The following is a 14,944-nucleotide window of genomic DNA, read 5'->3' as shown; positions in this document are numbered from 1 at the left end:
GGACGCAGAGACCGCAGAGTCCTACAACACCCAGTACGACCTCGAACACCACGCCGAGGAAGCCCCCACAATCCCCGAGGCCTGAGCCTCACTCCCAGAGCGTCCAGGCGGCGCCAATGAGGTGAAGACACATGGCACGAAGCGGAACATTCGACCAAGGCACGCGCGCACGCGAACTGTTCGACGCGGGGAAGTCCTGCAACGCCATTGCCCGCGAGCTTGGCTTCTCTCCCTCGACGATCAGTCGTTGGGCGAAGCGTGAGGGTGTCAGCTTTGACCGTGCGAAGACCGTCGAGGCGGTCGCCGCTCATCGGATCGACCGTGCGCTCATCCGGGCCGACATCATCGACCGGATGTATCTGCGTTCGCAGAAGGTCCTCACCCGGCTTGAGGCTGACACGTTCACGTATCGTGTTCCGACGCAGTTCGGGAGTGATCTCGTCAGCGATGAGGACCCGCCCGCCGGCGATGAGAAGAACCTGGCCGCGGCGCTGGGCATCTACACCGACAAGGCCACTCGCCTCGAGCTGGTCGACTCGGATGCTGGCGAGTCCGGTGCCCGTTCGATGCTGGCTGACCTCGGTCAGATGTTGGGTCTGGCGGACGTTCCAACCGTCTAGACGAATCGGGGTCGCTGTGGCTGATCCGATGTCGCCGAAACAGATCCTCTCGATCCGTGAGTCCACTCAGCGCGTCAACATCTGGGAGGGCAGTGTCCGGTCGGGCAAGACCATCGCGTCGCTGCTGCGGTTCCTGATCTACGTGTCGACGTCGAAGGTGAGCGGTGAACTGATCGTCGTGTCGCGCACCCGCGACTCGGCCGCCCGCAACGTGTTCGCCCCACTGATGGACCCGAACCTGTTCGGCGAGGTGGCTAAGCACGTCAGCTACACCTCCGGCAGTGCGTACGGGATGATCCTGGGCCGCCGCGTGTGGGTGCTCGGCTCCTCGGACGTCCGCTCAGAGAACGTGCTGCGTGGCCTCACCTGTGCCGGTGCGTACGTGGACGAGTTGACCCTGCTCCGTGAGGACTTCTTCACCCAGCTACTCAACCGGCTGTGGGAGGGCGCGCAACTCTTCGGCACCACGAACCCTGACTCCCCCGGTCACTGGTTCAAGGTCAACTTCCTCGATCGGGTCGCCGCTGACCATCCCCAGTGCCTGCCTGACTGGCGGGCATGGAAGTTCCTCCTCGACGACAACCCGATGCTGTCCGAGTCGCGCAAGGCCGGCATTCGCCGCGAGAACACCGGGCTCTACTATCGCCGGAACGTCCTCGGCGAGTGGGTGGCCGCTGAGGGTGCGATCTTCGAGACCTTCGACCCTGACCCTGCCCTCGGCTTTGTGATGCCGTGGGGCGACCTGCCGCCGATGCGCGAACTGATCGCCGTCGGCATGGACTACGGCGTCACCAACCCCACCGCCGCCCTCCTGCTCGGCATCTCCAACGAGGTCGACGCGTACAACCGGCCGGCGCCGCGCCTGTTCCTCATCGACGAGTACTACTTCGACTCGAAGGTGGAGCAACGCCAACTCCCCCCGTCTGAACAGTCCCGCGAGCTCAAGGCGTGGCTGGACGTCAACCACCTGCCGCCGAACAGCTACCCCATGAAGCCGCGGTACATCATCCTCGACCCGTCAGCCGCCCCGCTGCGCACGGAACTCGCACAGCAGGGCGTGATGACCACCCAGGCCGACAACGAGGTGCTCTACGGCATCCGCACGATGGCCTCCCTCGTCGCCGACAAGCGCCTCATCGTCTCCGACCGGTGCAAGAACCTGATCCGGGAGATGCCCGGCTACTCCTGGGATCCGAAAGAGACCCTGCTCGGCAAGGACAAGCCGATGAAGGTCGCCGACCACGCCTGCGACGCCGCACGGTACGCACTCGTCACCACCGAGAACATCTGGCGACCGCACATCAAGCTCGCCGCCTAACCCCACAGAATCGAGGCCACCATGGCTGATGCCGTCTGGCCACCGACCCCCTTCGATCTCGCCGCCGTCCGTTTCTCCGAGCATGACGCCTGGTGGAGCGGCGACATGGAGACGCTGCAGAAGATCTACTCCGGCACGGGCGCACAGTCGGCCACCCACCTGCACAACGGGAAACCGTACCGCGGCGGTGTGGTCGGCAGCCTCTCGAAGATGTGGATCGGTCAGCCCCTCGTCGAGGGCGAGGCGCGCCGGAAAGCGCACTTCGGTATGCCCGCCGTGCTCGCCCGGGTGTCTGCTGCGCTGCTGTTCGCTGAGGCCCCGAAGATCCGTTACGGGAAGCCGGCCGACGCGCCCACCATCGAGGGTCAGAAGTGGGTCCACCCGGGGCAGGCTCGCCTCGACGTGATCATGGGCTCCGATGAGACTCACGCGGAACTGCTGAAGTCGGGCGAGTACTCCTCGGCTCTCGGCGGCGCGTACCTCGCCGTCACCTGGAACGCCGCCCTGCGCCAGCACGTGCGCATCCGGGCGTACGCGTCCGACTGCGCGATCCCCGAGTTTCAGGACGGCATCCTCACCGGTGTCACCCTGTGGACCGAGTACGAGCATGGGCGCGACATCTTCCGCCTGCTCGAGCGCCACGACCGCGGCCTGGTCTCGTTCACCCTGCACAAGGGCGGCACGAAGATCCTCGGCGAGGTCGTGCCGATGAACACTCTCACGGAGACCGCACACTACAACCGGCTCCGCACGGACGCTGAGATGACCATGGCGCTGGAGTTCCCCGCACTGTGGAACGAGAGCGTCGTCGTCGCCACTGGTGTTGACGAGCTCGCGGTCGTGTACTTCCCGAACGAACTGCCCCAGACGGACTGGCGGAAACTGGGCGTGCTGGCCAACCTCGGCCGGTCGGACTTCGCGGGCAACGAGGAACGCTTCGACAACATCGACCAGGTGTGGTCGTCGCTGCTCCGCGACATCGACAACGGCGCCGGGCGTCTCACCGTCCCCGAGTCGTACCTGGAGGCAGGCGCACCCGGTACGGGCGGCACCTTCGACGGTGGCCGGCAGGTGTACTCGGGCATCAACGCGCTCGGCTCGTCGTCGGATTCGTTGGGCTCGCAGATCACCATCTCGCAGTTCGAGATCCGGGTCACCGAACACCTCGCCGCGATCGACGCCATCAAGCGGGAGATCGCGAACAAGTGCGGCCTGTCCCCCCAGCACCTCGGCCTGAAGGCGGAGAGCGGCGGGAAGACGGCCACCGAGGTCGTCGCGGACTTCTCCGACTCGGAGCTGACCCGCGACAAGAAGGCCCTGTACGTGAAGCCGGCACTCGCCCGGCTCGCGCAGGTCGCTCTCGCCATCGACGGTGTCGTGTTCCCGGCCATGGGCGGGAAGTTCTACGACGAGCTGCCAGACATTGAGTTCGCGGCGGTGTCGCAGATCGACCCGGAGAAGATCGCCCGCACCATCGGCCTACTCGACATCGCCCGCGCTATCTCTACCCGTCAGCGGGTGAAGGATGCGCACCGCGACTGGGATGACGAGGAGGTCGACGAGGAGGTCGCACTGATCATGGCGGAGAACGGTATGGGCCCGGCCGCGGATCCGACGCTCATCACCAGCTAGGAGGTCACCGTGGCGCTGTTCGTACCCAACCCGGACGTGCCCGCGGTAGACTTCATCGACGATATGGGTCGGACGTTGGCGGAACGGTATGCCAACGCTGAGGACTCGCTGATCCGTGAGGTCGCCGACCGTGCGTACCGTGACCTTGAACTGCAGGCGAAGCTTGCCAGGGCCACGGCGGAACGTCGCGCCGGGTTGCGGTATGCGCTCGACCGGAACCGTGCTCTCGCGGATCTGGCCGGGCATCGTGCGCAGGCGCTCCGGGATCTGCAGTACCTCGCCGTGCAGACCGCTGGTCGGCTGCGTGACGAGGGGCTCGCACAGGATTTGATCAGCGTCGCATCCCAGCAGGGCGAGGCGGAAGCGGCTGCACGGTTGGGCATGGCGCGGAGGCTACCGCAGACGACGACGCTCACGGGCACATCGACGCAGGCGACCGCGCAGGTGGCCCTGTCGCTGCAGTCCCGGCTCGAGGTGCTCAATCAGCGCATCACCCGTTACCCGCAGGATGCATACCAGCGGGTCGTGGCGATGACGTCGCCGAACGTGCTCCTCGGGACACAGACGAGCCTCCTCGCCCAGCGCGGCGCGGTGCAACAGTTCCTCTCCGAGGGCATCACCGGGTTCGTGGACAAGGCCGACCGGAACTGGCGCATCGGCACGTATGCGGAGATGGCCGGCCGCACCTCAGTAGCGCGGGCGTTCAACGACGCTGGCGTGTGGCGGATGCAGCAGTCGGGCGTCAACCTTGTCACCATCGTCGGCAGCAACGCGGCGTGTGCGAAGTGTGCACCGTGGATCGGGAAGATTCTCTCCACGGATGGCAGCACCGGCGCCGTAGTCCTCCCGCACTCCACCAAGGATGCCGAGGTCACAGTGACTATCGAGGGCACCCTCGACGGGGCGCGCAACGCCGGCTGGGGACACCCCAATGACGCCTGCCGCTGCGTTGCTTACCTACCTGGCCTCTCGATCCCACAAGCCGATTTCAAGTACGACCCGAAGGCCGAATGGGGTCGCACGCGTCAGCGTGAGATCGAGGTCGACATCCGAGCGGCCAGGCGGAAGCTGGCCACCGCGGGTGACCCCGTGACCGCACAGCGCGCCAAGGCGAAGATCCGGGCCAAGCAAGCCGACCTCCGCGACCACCTCGAAGCTACCGGGCGCAAGCGCAACAGTGCCCGCGAACAGTTGCACTTCGCGGACGGCGGCTACACCCCGAAGCCTGCAGGCATCCCGCCGCGGCCCCCGAGCCTGTCGATCGTCGGCCGGTAATCCCACACGCTCCACGTCGCGTCCGGCCCTGTCACGGGCGCGGCGTGGTCACTCGTTCGACGCAGGGTCGAACGCCCCCCTACAGCGGCCAGGAGCCGCGAAGGAGCATCATGCACATCAACACTCAGCACACGTACGGCCCGGTTCGCCGGTCGAAGCTCGACCTCATGGGCATCCGGTTCATCAACGAGCCCGGCGACGGTACGGGAGCGGGCGGTGACGCCGCAGCACAGGCGGCAGCCGCAGCGGCCGGCACCGGCGAAGAGCCCAAGGTGTTCGATGCCGCGTACGTGTCCTCCATCCGTGCCGAGGCTGCCGCGAACCGTGTCGCAGCCAACGAGGCCAAGGCCGCCGCCGAAGCGAACAAAACCCAGTTCGCGGACTTCATCAAGTCACTCGGCGCCGCTGCCGGTTTCGGCGCACAGGAAGAGACCGACCCGGCCAAGCTGCAGGCGAAGGTCACCGACCTGTCCACGCAGATCACCGACCGGGACTCGACCATCACTCAGGGGCAGGCGGCCATCAAGGCGGCGAACCTCTCCACTGCCGTCGCGGTCCTCGCGCACGGTCTCGGCGGCTCCGCGCGGCTCCTGCTCGCGAACGCCGACTTCAAGACTTCCATCGCGTCGGTTGATCCGACAGATGAAGCGGCCATCACGGCCAAAATCACGGCCGCAATCCAGGCGAACGCGGCGCTCAAGACCACCCCGTCGAGCTCAGGCAGCTCAGAACACACGGGTGGTCAGATCCTCGACCTCGAAAAGCTGCTCGCAGCCGCTCAGAAGGCCGGGGATGTCGGAACATCCATCTCTCTCAAGCGTCGCATCGCCGCCGCCAAACGCTCATAAGGAGCAACCATGCCAGGAATTACCGGTCAGGGAACGACCTACAACGAGCCCAACTTCGTCGGGGAACTGTTCCAGATCACCCCCGAATCCACCCCGCTGCTCTCCGCCATCGGTGGTCTTACCGGCGGCGTGTCCGTCAAGACCGTCGAGAAGGAGTGGCAGTTCGAGGATCTCCGCGACAGCGACCAGATCACCGCGCTCGAGGGCGCGAACGCACCCTCCGGTGTGGGTCGTGTGCGTTCGTTCGCGCGCAACATCGCCGAGATCCACCACTCCGCGGTCGAGACCAGCTACACCAAGCAGTCGACCCCGAACCTGCTCACCAACGCCGGCGCAGACGGCACCAACCCCGTCGCCAACGAGCACGACCACCAGGTCATGCTCGAGATCAAGGCCATCGCCAAGGACGTGAACCACGCGTTCTGGAATGGCGAGTACGTCAAGCCGAGCGACAACACGCAGGCTCGGAAGACTCGCGGCCTACTGCAGGCGATCTCCACCAACCGGGTCATCTACGGCAACGCGGAGATCCTGGCGACGGCGGCCACGGACACCATCACCGGCACCCACTCACTGAGCGTCGGCGACAAGGTGATCTTCACCGGACGTGGCGCATCGGGCGCTGTGGTCATCGGCCGCGTGTACTTCGTGCAGTCGGTCGCCACGACCGTCTCGTTCAAGGTCGCTGCGACCGTGGGCGGCGCTGCCATCACCATCGGCACCGCAACCGGCGTCAAGGTCATCCCCGTGTCGAGCACCGCGCCGACGCTGGACACGTACAACTCCCTGTTCCAGAAGGCGTACGACAACGGTGGACTCGGCGACGTCGTGTCGGCGACCATCGCGGTCAACTCCTCGCAGAAGCGCAACCTGACCGCGACCTACGCGGCCGCCTACGCGAAGGTCGACCCCATGGGCGGCACCCGCAACGTCGGCGGGGTGAACCTGACGACCATCGAGACTGACTTCGGCACGCTGAACATCATGCTCGACCGTCAGCTGCCCCAGGACGCCCTCGCGATCGTGTCGCTGGAGCAGCTCGCCCCGTTCTTCCTCGAGGTCCCCGGCAAGGGCCACTTCTTCGAGGAGGACCTGGCGAAGGTCGGCTCCGCTGACCGCACCCAGCTGTACGGCGAGATCGGCCTGGAGTACGGCAACGAGAAGGCTCACGCCCAGCTGCGTGGCCTCCCCGTGTTCGCCTAGCACTACCCGCCGGCCCCGAGGCGTCTTCCACCGTCTCGGGGCCGGCACCCCCGCTCTCTAGCTCAGTCGGCAGAGCGCACGGCCCATAACCGTGATGTCGCAGGTTCGACCCCTGCGAGAGCGACAACCCCGCCCCTATCTGATCGGAGGCCCCCATGGCCCGCGTGAAGCACCCCAACCCGAAGCCCGGCACGTTCACCGACAGGATCGGCGGCGTCGTCTTCCATGACGGGTTCGCCGAGGTCGACCTGACCGACGACCCGAACCTCCTCGACGCCTACCGTCTCCATGGGTACGAGGTCGAAGAGCCTGCCGCTGAGGGGACACCATTCTTCGATCTGACCGTGGCGCAACTGCGCGACCTCGCGAAGATCGAAGGTGTCGACGTGCCCAAGGGTGCGACCAAGGCGCAGATCGTACGTGCCTTCCTCGACGCGGGCTCCACGGAGGACTGAACATGGCCCAGCGCGTCTACGCCACGAGCATCGACTACGCCAGCCTCGCTGAGGACCCGTTCATCGGCGACACCGCCAAGCTGGGCAAGCGGCTCCGCTCCGCGTCCATCGAGGTGGAGAAGCTCACCCGTCTGGCACGTTACGACGTCGACGTCGACGGCTACCCTGCCAGCCTGCCCGTCTCGGACGCGTTCAAAGAGGCCACCTGCGCGATCGTCGAGTACTGGGAAGAGACGGACGACCCGACCGGCGCCACCGCAGCACAAGGCGCGGTGAAGATCGGCTCCGTCTCCCTGGGCACGACGAGCAGCAACCAGACAGCCGCATCCCCCCGCGACAAGCTCATCCAGCGCATCGGCGAGCGGGCCGTCGACATTCTCACGAACGCTGGCCTCACTTCGTCGATCGTTTCGCACACGTAGGAGGCACCATGGCCCGCCTGAGAGCGAAACACCTGCCGCACCGCATCGATATCACCCGGCTCACCGGGCAGGGCGCTGAGGGGCAAACGTGGGCCGCCCCTGACCTTGCCCGGCCCGCGTACGTGGAAGCGAAATCACGCCTCGTCGTCGACCGGCGGTCATCGTCACCGACCGTGGGGCAAGAGGTCACGTCGACGGCGTTCGTCGTGCTCCTGCTGACCGATGACGTGCTGCCCGCTTCCCTCGTCACCGTGTGGAAGGGCACCCCGCGCGAACACCAGGCGGAAGTCATTGACAGCGCCTACTTCGAATACGCCGGGACCCCGAGTCACGTGGAGCTGTACCTGTAGGAGGTCATCATGGGCGTTCGCGTCTCCGTCAGCCTGACCAGCATGATCGGCGAGGTGTCGAACATGATCCTCGCCGGCGTCGTCACCGGGCAGAACATCGCCGCCGAACGACTCCTCGCGCTCTCAGCGGCTGAGGCGCCCATGGATGATGTCGGCGCGCTCGTCGCCTCAGGGCAGGTCGACCCGGCTACGAACGCTGGGGATGATGCCACCGTGGTCTACGACGCTCCGTATAGCGCCCGATGGCATGAGGACCAGGCGCTCGTCGACTCCCTCGGTCGCCGGTACGCGGGCGGGTCGAACTTCCAGAACGGCCGCAAGTCGAAGTACCTCGAAGACCCCGCCCTGCAGAACAAGGACGAGCTGGGCCAGATCATCGCAACGGAGGCCGGACGTGGCTGATCCTGATTCCCTCGCCATCGTGTTCAAGCGGGCACTCGCACAGCACCTCGAAGACGCAGGGTGTGGCGTGTACCGCTCGGACGGCACCGCGTACCTCGCCACTGAGCGGGGCATCTACACGAACGGGCCCGACCTGCCCACGGCCGCCGGCACCGACAACTGTCTGATCCTCACATGGCTGTCACCGGTCCCTGACGGCCGCGCGAACATGCTCTACCGGGTGCAGGTCCTGTCCCGGCTCAAGGGCAGCCGCATCGCCGCCGACAACTGGGCCGCGCTCATCGCGAAGGCGCTCGACCAGAAGCAGAACACCCCGCCCGGGCACAGCATCGCCTGGACGGAACTGTTCTCCGAGCTCGCGTACACCGCCGACACTTCGGGCCGCGCCTCCACCGCGCAGACGTTCACGTTCCTCGGACGCCGGCAGTAACCCACCCCCACAAACTCCCCACAGCCGTGGGGTTCGTCGGCGCGCCCGACACCACCCCCAATTGGAGAAATCATGACCACAACCATGTTCGACGCCGAGGTCCCCACCGCCGGCACCATCGCACTCGCCCACGAAGAGATCCTCCGCATCAAGCGGGCCGGGTCATTCGAGAACGTCTCCGGCGACATCAACGCCCTCGTCAACACGCCCACCCCGATCACCGTCGCCCGCGAAGCCTACGGGCTCAAGGGAACCGACTCCGTCTCGGTGATCGGATACAACCAGGTCATCACGTTCACCGCGGAGGGCATCCGAGACAACCTCGGCCGCATCGCCCAGGCGTGGCTCGTCGCCCTGCTCGTCGTCGCCCGCAGCACCGGCGCCGCGAACAAGGTCTCGGCGCAGACCTTCGACGCGAAGGACGAGAACCTGATCGCCCTCGAAGGTTCCTACTCGGTGGCCGCGGTCAAGTCCTCGACCGGGTTCAAGGACAAGTTCGTGTGGACGTTCACCCTCACGAACGACGGCCCGGTCGCACAGATCACCTCCCCGATCGCGGGAACGGGCATCCCCGTGCTCGACTCGGCCCTCCCGGCCAATGCGATCGCCAGCGCGAACGTGTATTGCCGCGGCTACAACGTCTCGGCGATCACCGCGGCCACCATCGGCGGGGTCCCGGTCACGTCGATCTCGCAGATCCCCGGCGAGCCGAACATCGTCGTCCTCGAGGTCCCCGCAGGCACCGCCGGGTCGGCGCCGATCATCCTCACGAACGCAGTCGGCGCTTCCGCGTCGTATCCCTACACGCGTGGAAGTTAGCGCCTGAATGTCGGGGGTCTTTGGTAGAATTACCGAAGACCCCCGCATCTGCGCTAACAGACCGGGGGCATGACCAACTCAGTAAGGAGTTGATGTGACCGATATTACCTGTCCACAAGAGGTCTGGAAGCCCATCGGTGGCCACGAGGACCGCTACTCGATATCGAACTTGGGACGCGTCTGGTCGAACTTGACCAAGAATATGCTCAAGCCGTTTCTGGCTGGGCGATATCTTGCGGTCGACCTCAGGCTCGACGGTGAATCCGCAAGGTGCTACGTGCACCACCTCGTCGCGACCGCGTTCATCGGTCTCCGGCCAGACGGGCAGGAAGTCTGCCACGGTCCAGGCGGCAGCGACGACAACCGAGCGAGCAACCTCCGGTACGACACCCATTACGCGAACATGCGCGACACCCTGGATCAGGGCACGCATCTGAGCCTGCTGCGCACGCACTGCGTGCACGGTCACGAGATGACCGCCGAGAACACCTATCGCCGAATCTACGGGAGTGCTGACGGCGGGGAAAAGCGCCGCGATCGGTGCAAGACCTGCCTCAAGGCCAAGAGCAAGCATGACTACGCCCTCTGGAAACAGAGGCAGGCGCTCAAGTAGCGCACCTCAAACTCACGCATCACCCGGGCGGCTGGCCCTTGTCAGCCGCCTTTTTTGTACCCTTTTCCACCTTCTGACAGGGAGAACACCATGATCACCACCACCATCCAAGGTCGCAGTCTCGCCATCCACGTCGACGGCATCGAAGAGTCCTTCATCATCGCCCCGCTCGGCGGCCGCCAGGGGCAGGCACTCACCGAGACGTTCCTCAACATCGTCGCCGGGAACCTCAGCCCCGCAGGGATGGATGACGTCCTCGCCGAAGCTGTCGGCCCGGTCGTGTACGAGCGCATCCGCGAGGAACTCTCCCTTCACGAGGCCGAGTCCGTTCTCCTGCCCGCGTTCTACTGGCAGACCGTGCTCGGCCTCGACGGCGTCAACGCGTACATCTCCGGGGGGGAAGGCCTCGCCGGATCAAAAAAAGCACTCGAGCTCCTGATCTTGACTTTGGGGATCTCACCAACGCAGACCGCGCCCAGTACGGCATTGGAGAGCCTGATCCAGAAACTGGCACCTACCCCGCCTACCGGCAGGAGTACTACGACCGTCGACAGGCTGCCGGCCGACAAGCCGCGCGCGAATCGGTCGCCGAAGAAGACGAGGCCCGCAGCCTCACCGCAGTAGAGCTGTGGGGCACCGTGCTCCCCCAGCTTCAGGGCGAGGTCGAACTCGACCTCGCCCAGCACGGCCTCATCACGGACCTCGACCGGGCGCTCGACACCCGCACCTGGCATTACATCCGTTCCGCGATCCAACGCCTCCTCGACTCCGACGACGAGTCATGGCTCAAGAAAGAGGTGACCAGTGTCCGCAGCATTCAACGCAGGCGCGATCGCATTCCGCATCCAGACGGTCGGCGCGGAGGTATTCAAGCGTGACCTGACCGACGCTGACCGCGCTGTCGCAGGTCTGGGAGCATCCGCTGACACGGCCGCGAAGAAGATCGCCCCAGTCGGCGAGCAGGTCGACAAGACGGGCAAGGCTGCGAAGGCGGCGAAGGCACCCGTCGAGGATGCTGGCAAGGCCACGAAGAAGCTCGGCGAGGAAGCCGACACCGCTGCGCCGAAGGTCAAGAAGACCGCGGCAGAAATCGAGGATCTCAAGAAGAAGTCCGACGACGCCGGCCGCCTGATCGGCACGGCTGCGGTCGGCATCGGTGCGGCCATTGCTGCCATGGCGGCTGTGTCGGTCGCGAAGTTCTCCGAGTTCGCGCAGGCCAACTCCAACACGGCCGCAGCGACCATGGCGAACGCGGCCACACAGAAGCAACTCGGCGCCGCAGCGATCAAGGCGGGCGCGGACTCGGCCTACTCGGCCACGGAGGCTGCCAACGCCCAGACGGAACTCTCCAAGGCTGGCCTGACGACCAGCGCCATCCTTGGTGGTGCGTTGAACGGATCCCTCGCCCTCGCTGCCGCCGGCGAGCTGGGTGTGGCGCGCGCCGCAGAGATCGCGGCCACGACCCTGTCCGTGTTCAAGCTCAAGGGTTCCGAGGCTGGGCATGTGGCCGACCTGCTCGCCGCCGGCGCGGGCAAAGCTCAGGGGTCCGTCGACGACTTGGCCCTCGCACTCAACTACGTTGGCCCGACCTTCGCCCGGCTGAAGATCCCGCTCGAAGAGACGGTTGGCACTCTCGGCCTGCTCGCAGCCAACGGCATCCTCGGCGAAAAGGCCGGAACCGGGCTGCGCGGCGTCATCCAGTCCCTGACTTCCCCGATGAAAAAGGGCGCCGATGTCATGGAGGAGTACGGCATCAAGGTATTCGATGCGCAGGGCAACTTCATCGGCATGGGCGCTGCAGCTGAGCAACTGAAGAAGGGCCTCGGCGGGCTCAATGAGGAGACCCGTTCCGCTGCCCTCGGTGCCATCTTCGGCGCTGAGTCCGCGAACGCCGCGGGCACACTATACGAGGCGGGCGCGAAAGGCGTGGCCGAGTGGACGGCGAACGTCAACGACGCCGGATATGCCGCACTCCAGGCCGCGAAGAAGCAGGACAACCTCGCGGGCGACATCGAGAAGCTCGGCGGGGCGATGGACTCCGCACTCATCAACACGGGATCCGCTGCGAACGGCAGCCTCCGCGAGATGGTGCAGATCGTTACCGGCCTCGTCGACGTATATGGAAGCCTCGACCCGGCCGTGCAGGGAACTGCACTCGCGCTCGGCGTCGGGACCGCTGCGGCGCTCCTGCTCGGCGGCACCATGCTCCTGATGGTCCCGAAGATCGCCCAGTTCAAGATCGCCCTGCTCGAACTGAACACGACGATGAAGAAGACCGCGGTCGCGGGCGGTGCCATCGGCCTCGCCCTCACAGCACTCGTCGTCGTCCTCGGCCTCGTGGGCAGCGCGAACGCTGACGCCCAGGCGAAGACCTCCGCATACGGCGACACCCTCGAAGCGACCACCGGACGGATCACTGACTCTACCCGCGACATGATCAAAGCGAACCTCCAGATCAAGGGTAGTTTCCTCGGCATCCAGACGGGGGCGGATTCCGCCTACGACGCCGCGCAGAAAATCGGCCTCGGCCTCGATGTCATCACGAACGCAGCATCTGGAAGCGTGCCTGACCTCAAGCTCGTGCAGCAAAAACTCGCTGAAATCCAGGGCATGACGGGCACGCAAAAGGAGGCGGCATTCGGAAAGGACTGGGTGCTCGCTGCGGCCAGCGCTCAACGGGTATCCGATGCGGTCAAGGGCGAGTCCGACTCCCTCGCCGAGGCTATACGTCTTGCGGAGCAGAAGCAGTCCGTGGACGGCGAGACCGTTGACAGCAGCGGCGAGGTCGCGGCAGCGTACGACGTCACCGCGGCCGCCGTCGACGGGGTCTCCTCATCACTGGCGGACCTGGCCGACTCGATCGACGCGGCCAACGGGAAGAACCTCGACGCGCGCGCCTCCGCACGCAAGCTGGAGGAAGCATACGACTCGTTCGACCAGTCGCTGAAGGACAACGGGACGACCCTCGACATCACCACGGAGAAGGGCCGGAACAACCAGGCCGCGCTCGACGACATCGCCCAGGCGGCCATGGACTCGGGGCAGGCTGTCATCGACGCCGGCGGCGGGTACGCGGAGTATCAAGCTTCGCTGGAGGCGTCGCGTGACTCGCTGATGACGCGCATCACCGACCTCGGCGTCACCGGGCAGGCGGCATCTGACCTCGCTGACGAGATCCTCAAGATCCCGTCCAAGGCTGAGTTCGAGGCGATCGCGAAAACAGACGCGGCGACAGCGAAGGTGCAGGCGTTCCTCGGCCTGCTGGCGAGCGTCCCGGCGTCGAAACAGACGAGCATCGGGATCACCGTCCCGAACGCACTCGACCCGTACCGGCTCGCCGACGGCGGGGTGATGGAGTACTTCGCCAACGGCGGCACCCGGGAGAACCATGTCGCACAGATCGCCCGCGCCGGGAGCATGCGGGTGTGGGCTGAACCGGAAACCGGAGGCGAGGCATACATTCCGCTCACCCCGGCCAAGCGAGGCCGCTCCACAGAGATCCTCGCGGACGTCGCCGGGAAGTTCGGGTATCAGCTGGTCCCTGTCGGCGCGCAGTCGTACGCCGGCGGCGGCGTGAACGGCGGCACTGCAGGGGGCGCGACGTGGACGGGAGATGTCAACGTGACCACCCCCCCGAATGAGGATCCTCGCATTCTCGCGCGCGGGCTCGCTCGTGAACTCGTAACGAATCTGGCAGGGATGAAATGACTGAAACGACGATCGACATCGCCGGGCTCACTGTTCATGGTGAGGATCAGCACACATCGGGCGCGCTCCAGTTCGTGAATCTCATCGACTGGTACTCCATAACGGAGTCGAAGTCGGACGTGCGCGAGCGGCCCCAGGCGCATGGCGCGTTCGGTATCGCTGACGACTTCCGGAAGTCAGCGGTCATCTCGTTCGATGGGTGGTGCGAGTGCGATTCGTGGGCGGAAACGCTCACCCGTATGAGGGAGGTGAGGCGGGCACTCAATGGCAACCGGCCGGCACTGATCACGGTCACCGATGAGCTTGGGGCAACCTCGCGCACAGTCTCAGTGCGCACGGCTCCCCTCAAGGAGGACCAGTTCGCTAGGCGGTTCACGTTCGCCGTAGACATGGTTGCCCCCGATGCAAACCGGTACGGCCCCGCAGCGTCCGTGTCGACCGGCCTGCCAACATCGGGCGGCGGTATCGCCTACCCGATCGTCTACCCGATCAGCTATGGCACACCGGGCAATCCGGGCCGCGTCATCACGGAGAACCCCGGCGACGAGGACACGTATTCGTTGCTCGAGGTGACCGGTGGTCTTGGTGGCGGTTTCGAGCTGACGGAGGGCCAGACGGGGCAGGCGCTCCGGTTTGAGCGGGTCATCCCGTTGGGTTCGACCGTGTTCCTGAATCCGCGCACGGGCCGCGCGTACCTCGATACTCCCGGCAATGACGTGTCTGGGTTCCTCACTCGCCGCGAGTGGTGGTCGGTTCCTGCACAGGGTTCCCGCGAGATCCAGTTTGCATCGATCGGTGTCGTCACTGGCACCCCAACACTCACAGCCCGCACTTCGCCGGCGCACTGAC

At 65.9% G+C, this 14,944-nt stretch carries 17 protein-coding genes and 1 tRNA gene; all 18 read left to right on the top strand.

All coding sequences use genetic code 11. The features are described 5' to 3' along the window. Positions 1 to 131: 131 nt before the first annotated feature. Positions 132 to 620 carry a helix-turn-helix domain-containing protein gene (locus tag QMG61_RS05310; protein ID WP_283493294.1) on the top strand — a complete coding sequence of 163 codons (489 nt, stop codon included), beginning with the start codon at positions 132 to 134 and terminating at the stop codon, positions 618 to 620. A 28-nt stretch (positions 621 to 648) separates the two neighbouring features. Beyond that, entirely contained in the window at positions 649 to 1,938 is a 1,290-nt protein-coding gene (locus QMG61_RS05305; RefSeq protein ID WP_283493293.1) for a PBSX family phage terminase large subunit, read from the top strand. Positions 1,939 to 1,959: 21 nt separating this feature from the next. Beyond that, the gene (locus QMG61_RS05300; RefSeq protein ID WP_283493292.1) at positions 1,960 to 3,570 is read left to right on the top strand and encodes a phage portal protein; all 1,611 of its coding nucleotides are present in this window, start codon (positions 1,960 to 1,962) and stop codon (positions 3,568 to 3,570) included. A gap of 9 nt (positions 3,571 to 3,579) precedes the next feature. Further along, complete coding sequence (locus tag QMG61_RS05295; protein WP_283493291.1) at positions 3,580 to 4,845, top strand: phage minor capsid protein; 1,266 nt, start codon at positions 3,580 to 3,582, stop codon at positions 4,843 to 4,845. A gap of 110 nt (positions 4,846 to 4,955) precedes the next feature. Continuing rightward, the gene (locus QMG61_RS05290) at positions 4,956 to 5,693 is read left to right on the top strand and encodes a hypothetical protein (protein ID WP_283493290.1); all 738 of its coding nucleotides are present in this window, start codon (positions 4,956 to 4,958) and stop codon (positions 5,691 to 5,693) included. 9 nt (positions 5,694 to 5,702) lie between these two features. Then, entirely contained in the window at positions 5,703 to 6,896 is a 1,194-nt protein-coding gene (locus tag QMG61_RS05285) for an SU10 major capsid protein (protein ID WP_283493289.1), read from the top strand. Positions 6,897 to 6,947: 51 nt separating this feature from the next. After that, a tRNA-Met gene (locus QMG61_RS05280) sits at positions 6,948 to 7,020 on the top strand. Between the two features lie 31 nt (positions 7,021 to 7,051). Continuing rightward, positions 7,052 to 7,351, top strand: coding sequence for a hypothetical protein (locus tag QMG61_RS05275; RefSeq protein WP_283493288.1), 300 nt, complete (start codon positions 7,052 to 7,054; stop codon positions 7,349 to 7,351). Between the two features lie 2 nt (positions 7,352 to 7,353). Beyond that, on the top strand, positions 7,354 to 7,773 hold the full coding sequence (locus QMG61_RS05270) for a head-tail connector protein (RefSeq protein WP_283493287.1): 420 nt from the start codon (positions 7,354 to 7,356) through the stop codon (positions 7,771 to 7,773). A gap of 8 nt (positions 7,774 to 7,781) precedes the next feature. After that, the gene (locus QMG61_RS05265; protein WP_283493286.1) at positions 7,782 to 8,123 is read left to right on the top strand and encodes a hypothetical protein; all 342 of its coding nucleotides are present in this window, start codon (positions 7,782 to 7,784) and stop codon (positions 8,121 to 8,123) included. Positions 8,124 to 8,132: 9 nt separating this feature from the next. Next, positions 8,133 to 8,525, top strand: a complete 393-nt coding sequence (locus QMG61_RS05260; protein WP_283493285.1) for a hypothetical protein — start codon at positions 8,133 to 8,135, stop codon at positions 8,523 to 8,525. Then, on the top strand, positions 8,518 to 8,955 hold the full coding sequence (locus tag QMG61_RS05255; RefSeq protein WP_283493284.1) for a hypothetical protein: 438 nt from the start codon (positions 8,518 to 8,520) through the stop codon (positions 8,953 to 8,955). Before QMG61_RS05260 ends, QMG61_RS05255 begins: the two co-directional genes overlap by 8 nt. Positions 8,956 to 9,027: 72 nt before the next feature. Then, positions 9,028 to 9,774, top strand: coding sequence for a hypothetical protein (locus tag QMG61_RS05250; protein WP_283493283.1), 747 nt, complete (start codon positions 9,028 to 9,030; stop codon positions 9,772 to 9,774). 94 nt (positions 9,775 to 9,868) lie between these two features. Next, positions 9,869 to 10,387: an NUMOD4 domain-containing protein gene (locus QMG61_RS05245; protein WP_283493282.1), complete on the top strand. Its 519-nt coding sequence runs from the start codon at positions 9,869 to 9,871 to the stop codon at positions 10,385 to 10,387. Positions 10,388 to 10,477: 90 nt separating this feature from the next. Next, positions 10,478 to 11,011, top strand: coding sequence for a hypothetical protein (locus QMG61_RS05240; RefSeq protein WP_283493281.1), 534 nt, complete (start codon positions 10,478 to 10,480; stop codon positions 11,009 to 11,011). A gap of 14 nt (positions 11,012 to 11,025) precedes the next feature. Next, entirely contained in the window at positions 11,026 to 11,265 is a 240-nt protein-coding gene (locus QMG61_RS05235) for a hypothetical protein (RefSeq protein WP_283493280.1), read from the top strand. Then, positions 11,192 to 14,095, top strand: a complete 2,904-nt coding sequence (locus QMG61_RS05230; RefSeq protein WP_283493279.1) for a phage tail tape measure protein — start codon at positions 11,192 to 11,194, stop codon at positions 14,093 to 14,095. The genes QMG61_RS05235 and QMG61_RS05230 overlap by 74 nt, the downstream gene beginning before the upstream one ends. Further along, positions 14,092 to 14,943: a hypothetical protein gene (locus QMG61_RS05225; RefSeq protein WP_283493278.1), complete on the top strand. Its 852-nt coding sequence runs from the start codon at positions 14,092 to 14,094 to the stop codon at positions 14,941 to 14,943. The genes QMG61_RS05230 and QMG61_RS05225 overlap by 4 nt, the downstream gene beginning before the upstream one ends. Position 14,944: the final 1 nt, after the last annotated feature.

Origin of the sequence: Cryobacterium sp. PH31-AA6, from assembly GCF_030063195.1 — a bacterium.
Classification (GTDB): domain Bacteria; phylum Actinomycetota; class Actinomycetes; order Actinomycetales; family Microbacteriaceae; genus Cryobacterium.
Note: the sequence above shows the minus strand (reverse complement) of the source record. Positions and strands in the feature narration are given on the sequence as shown.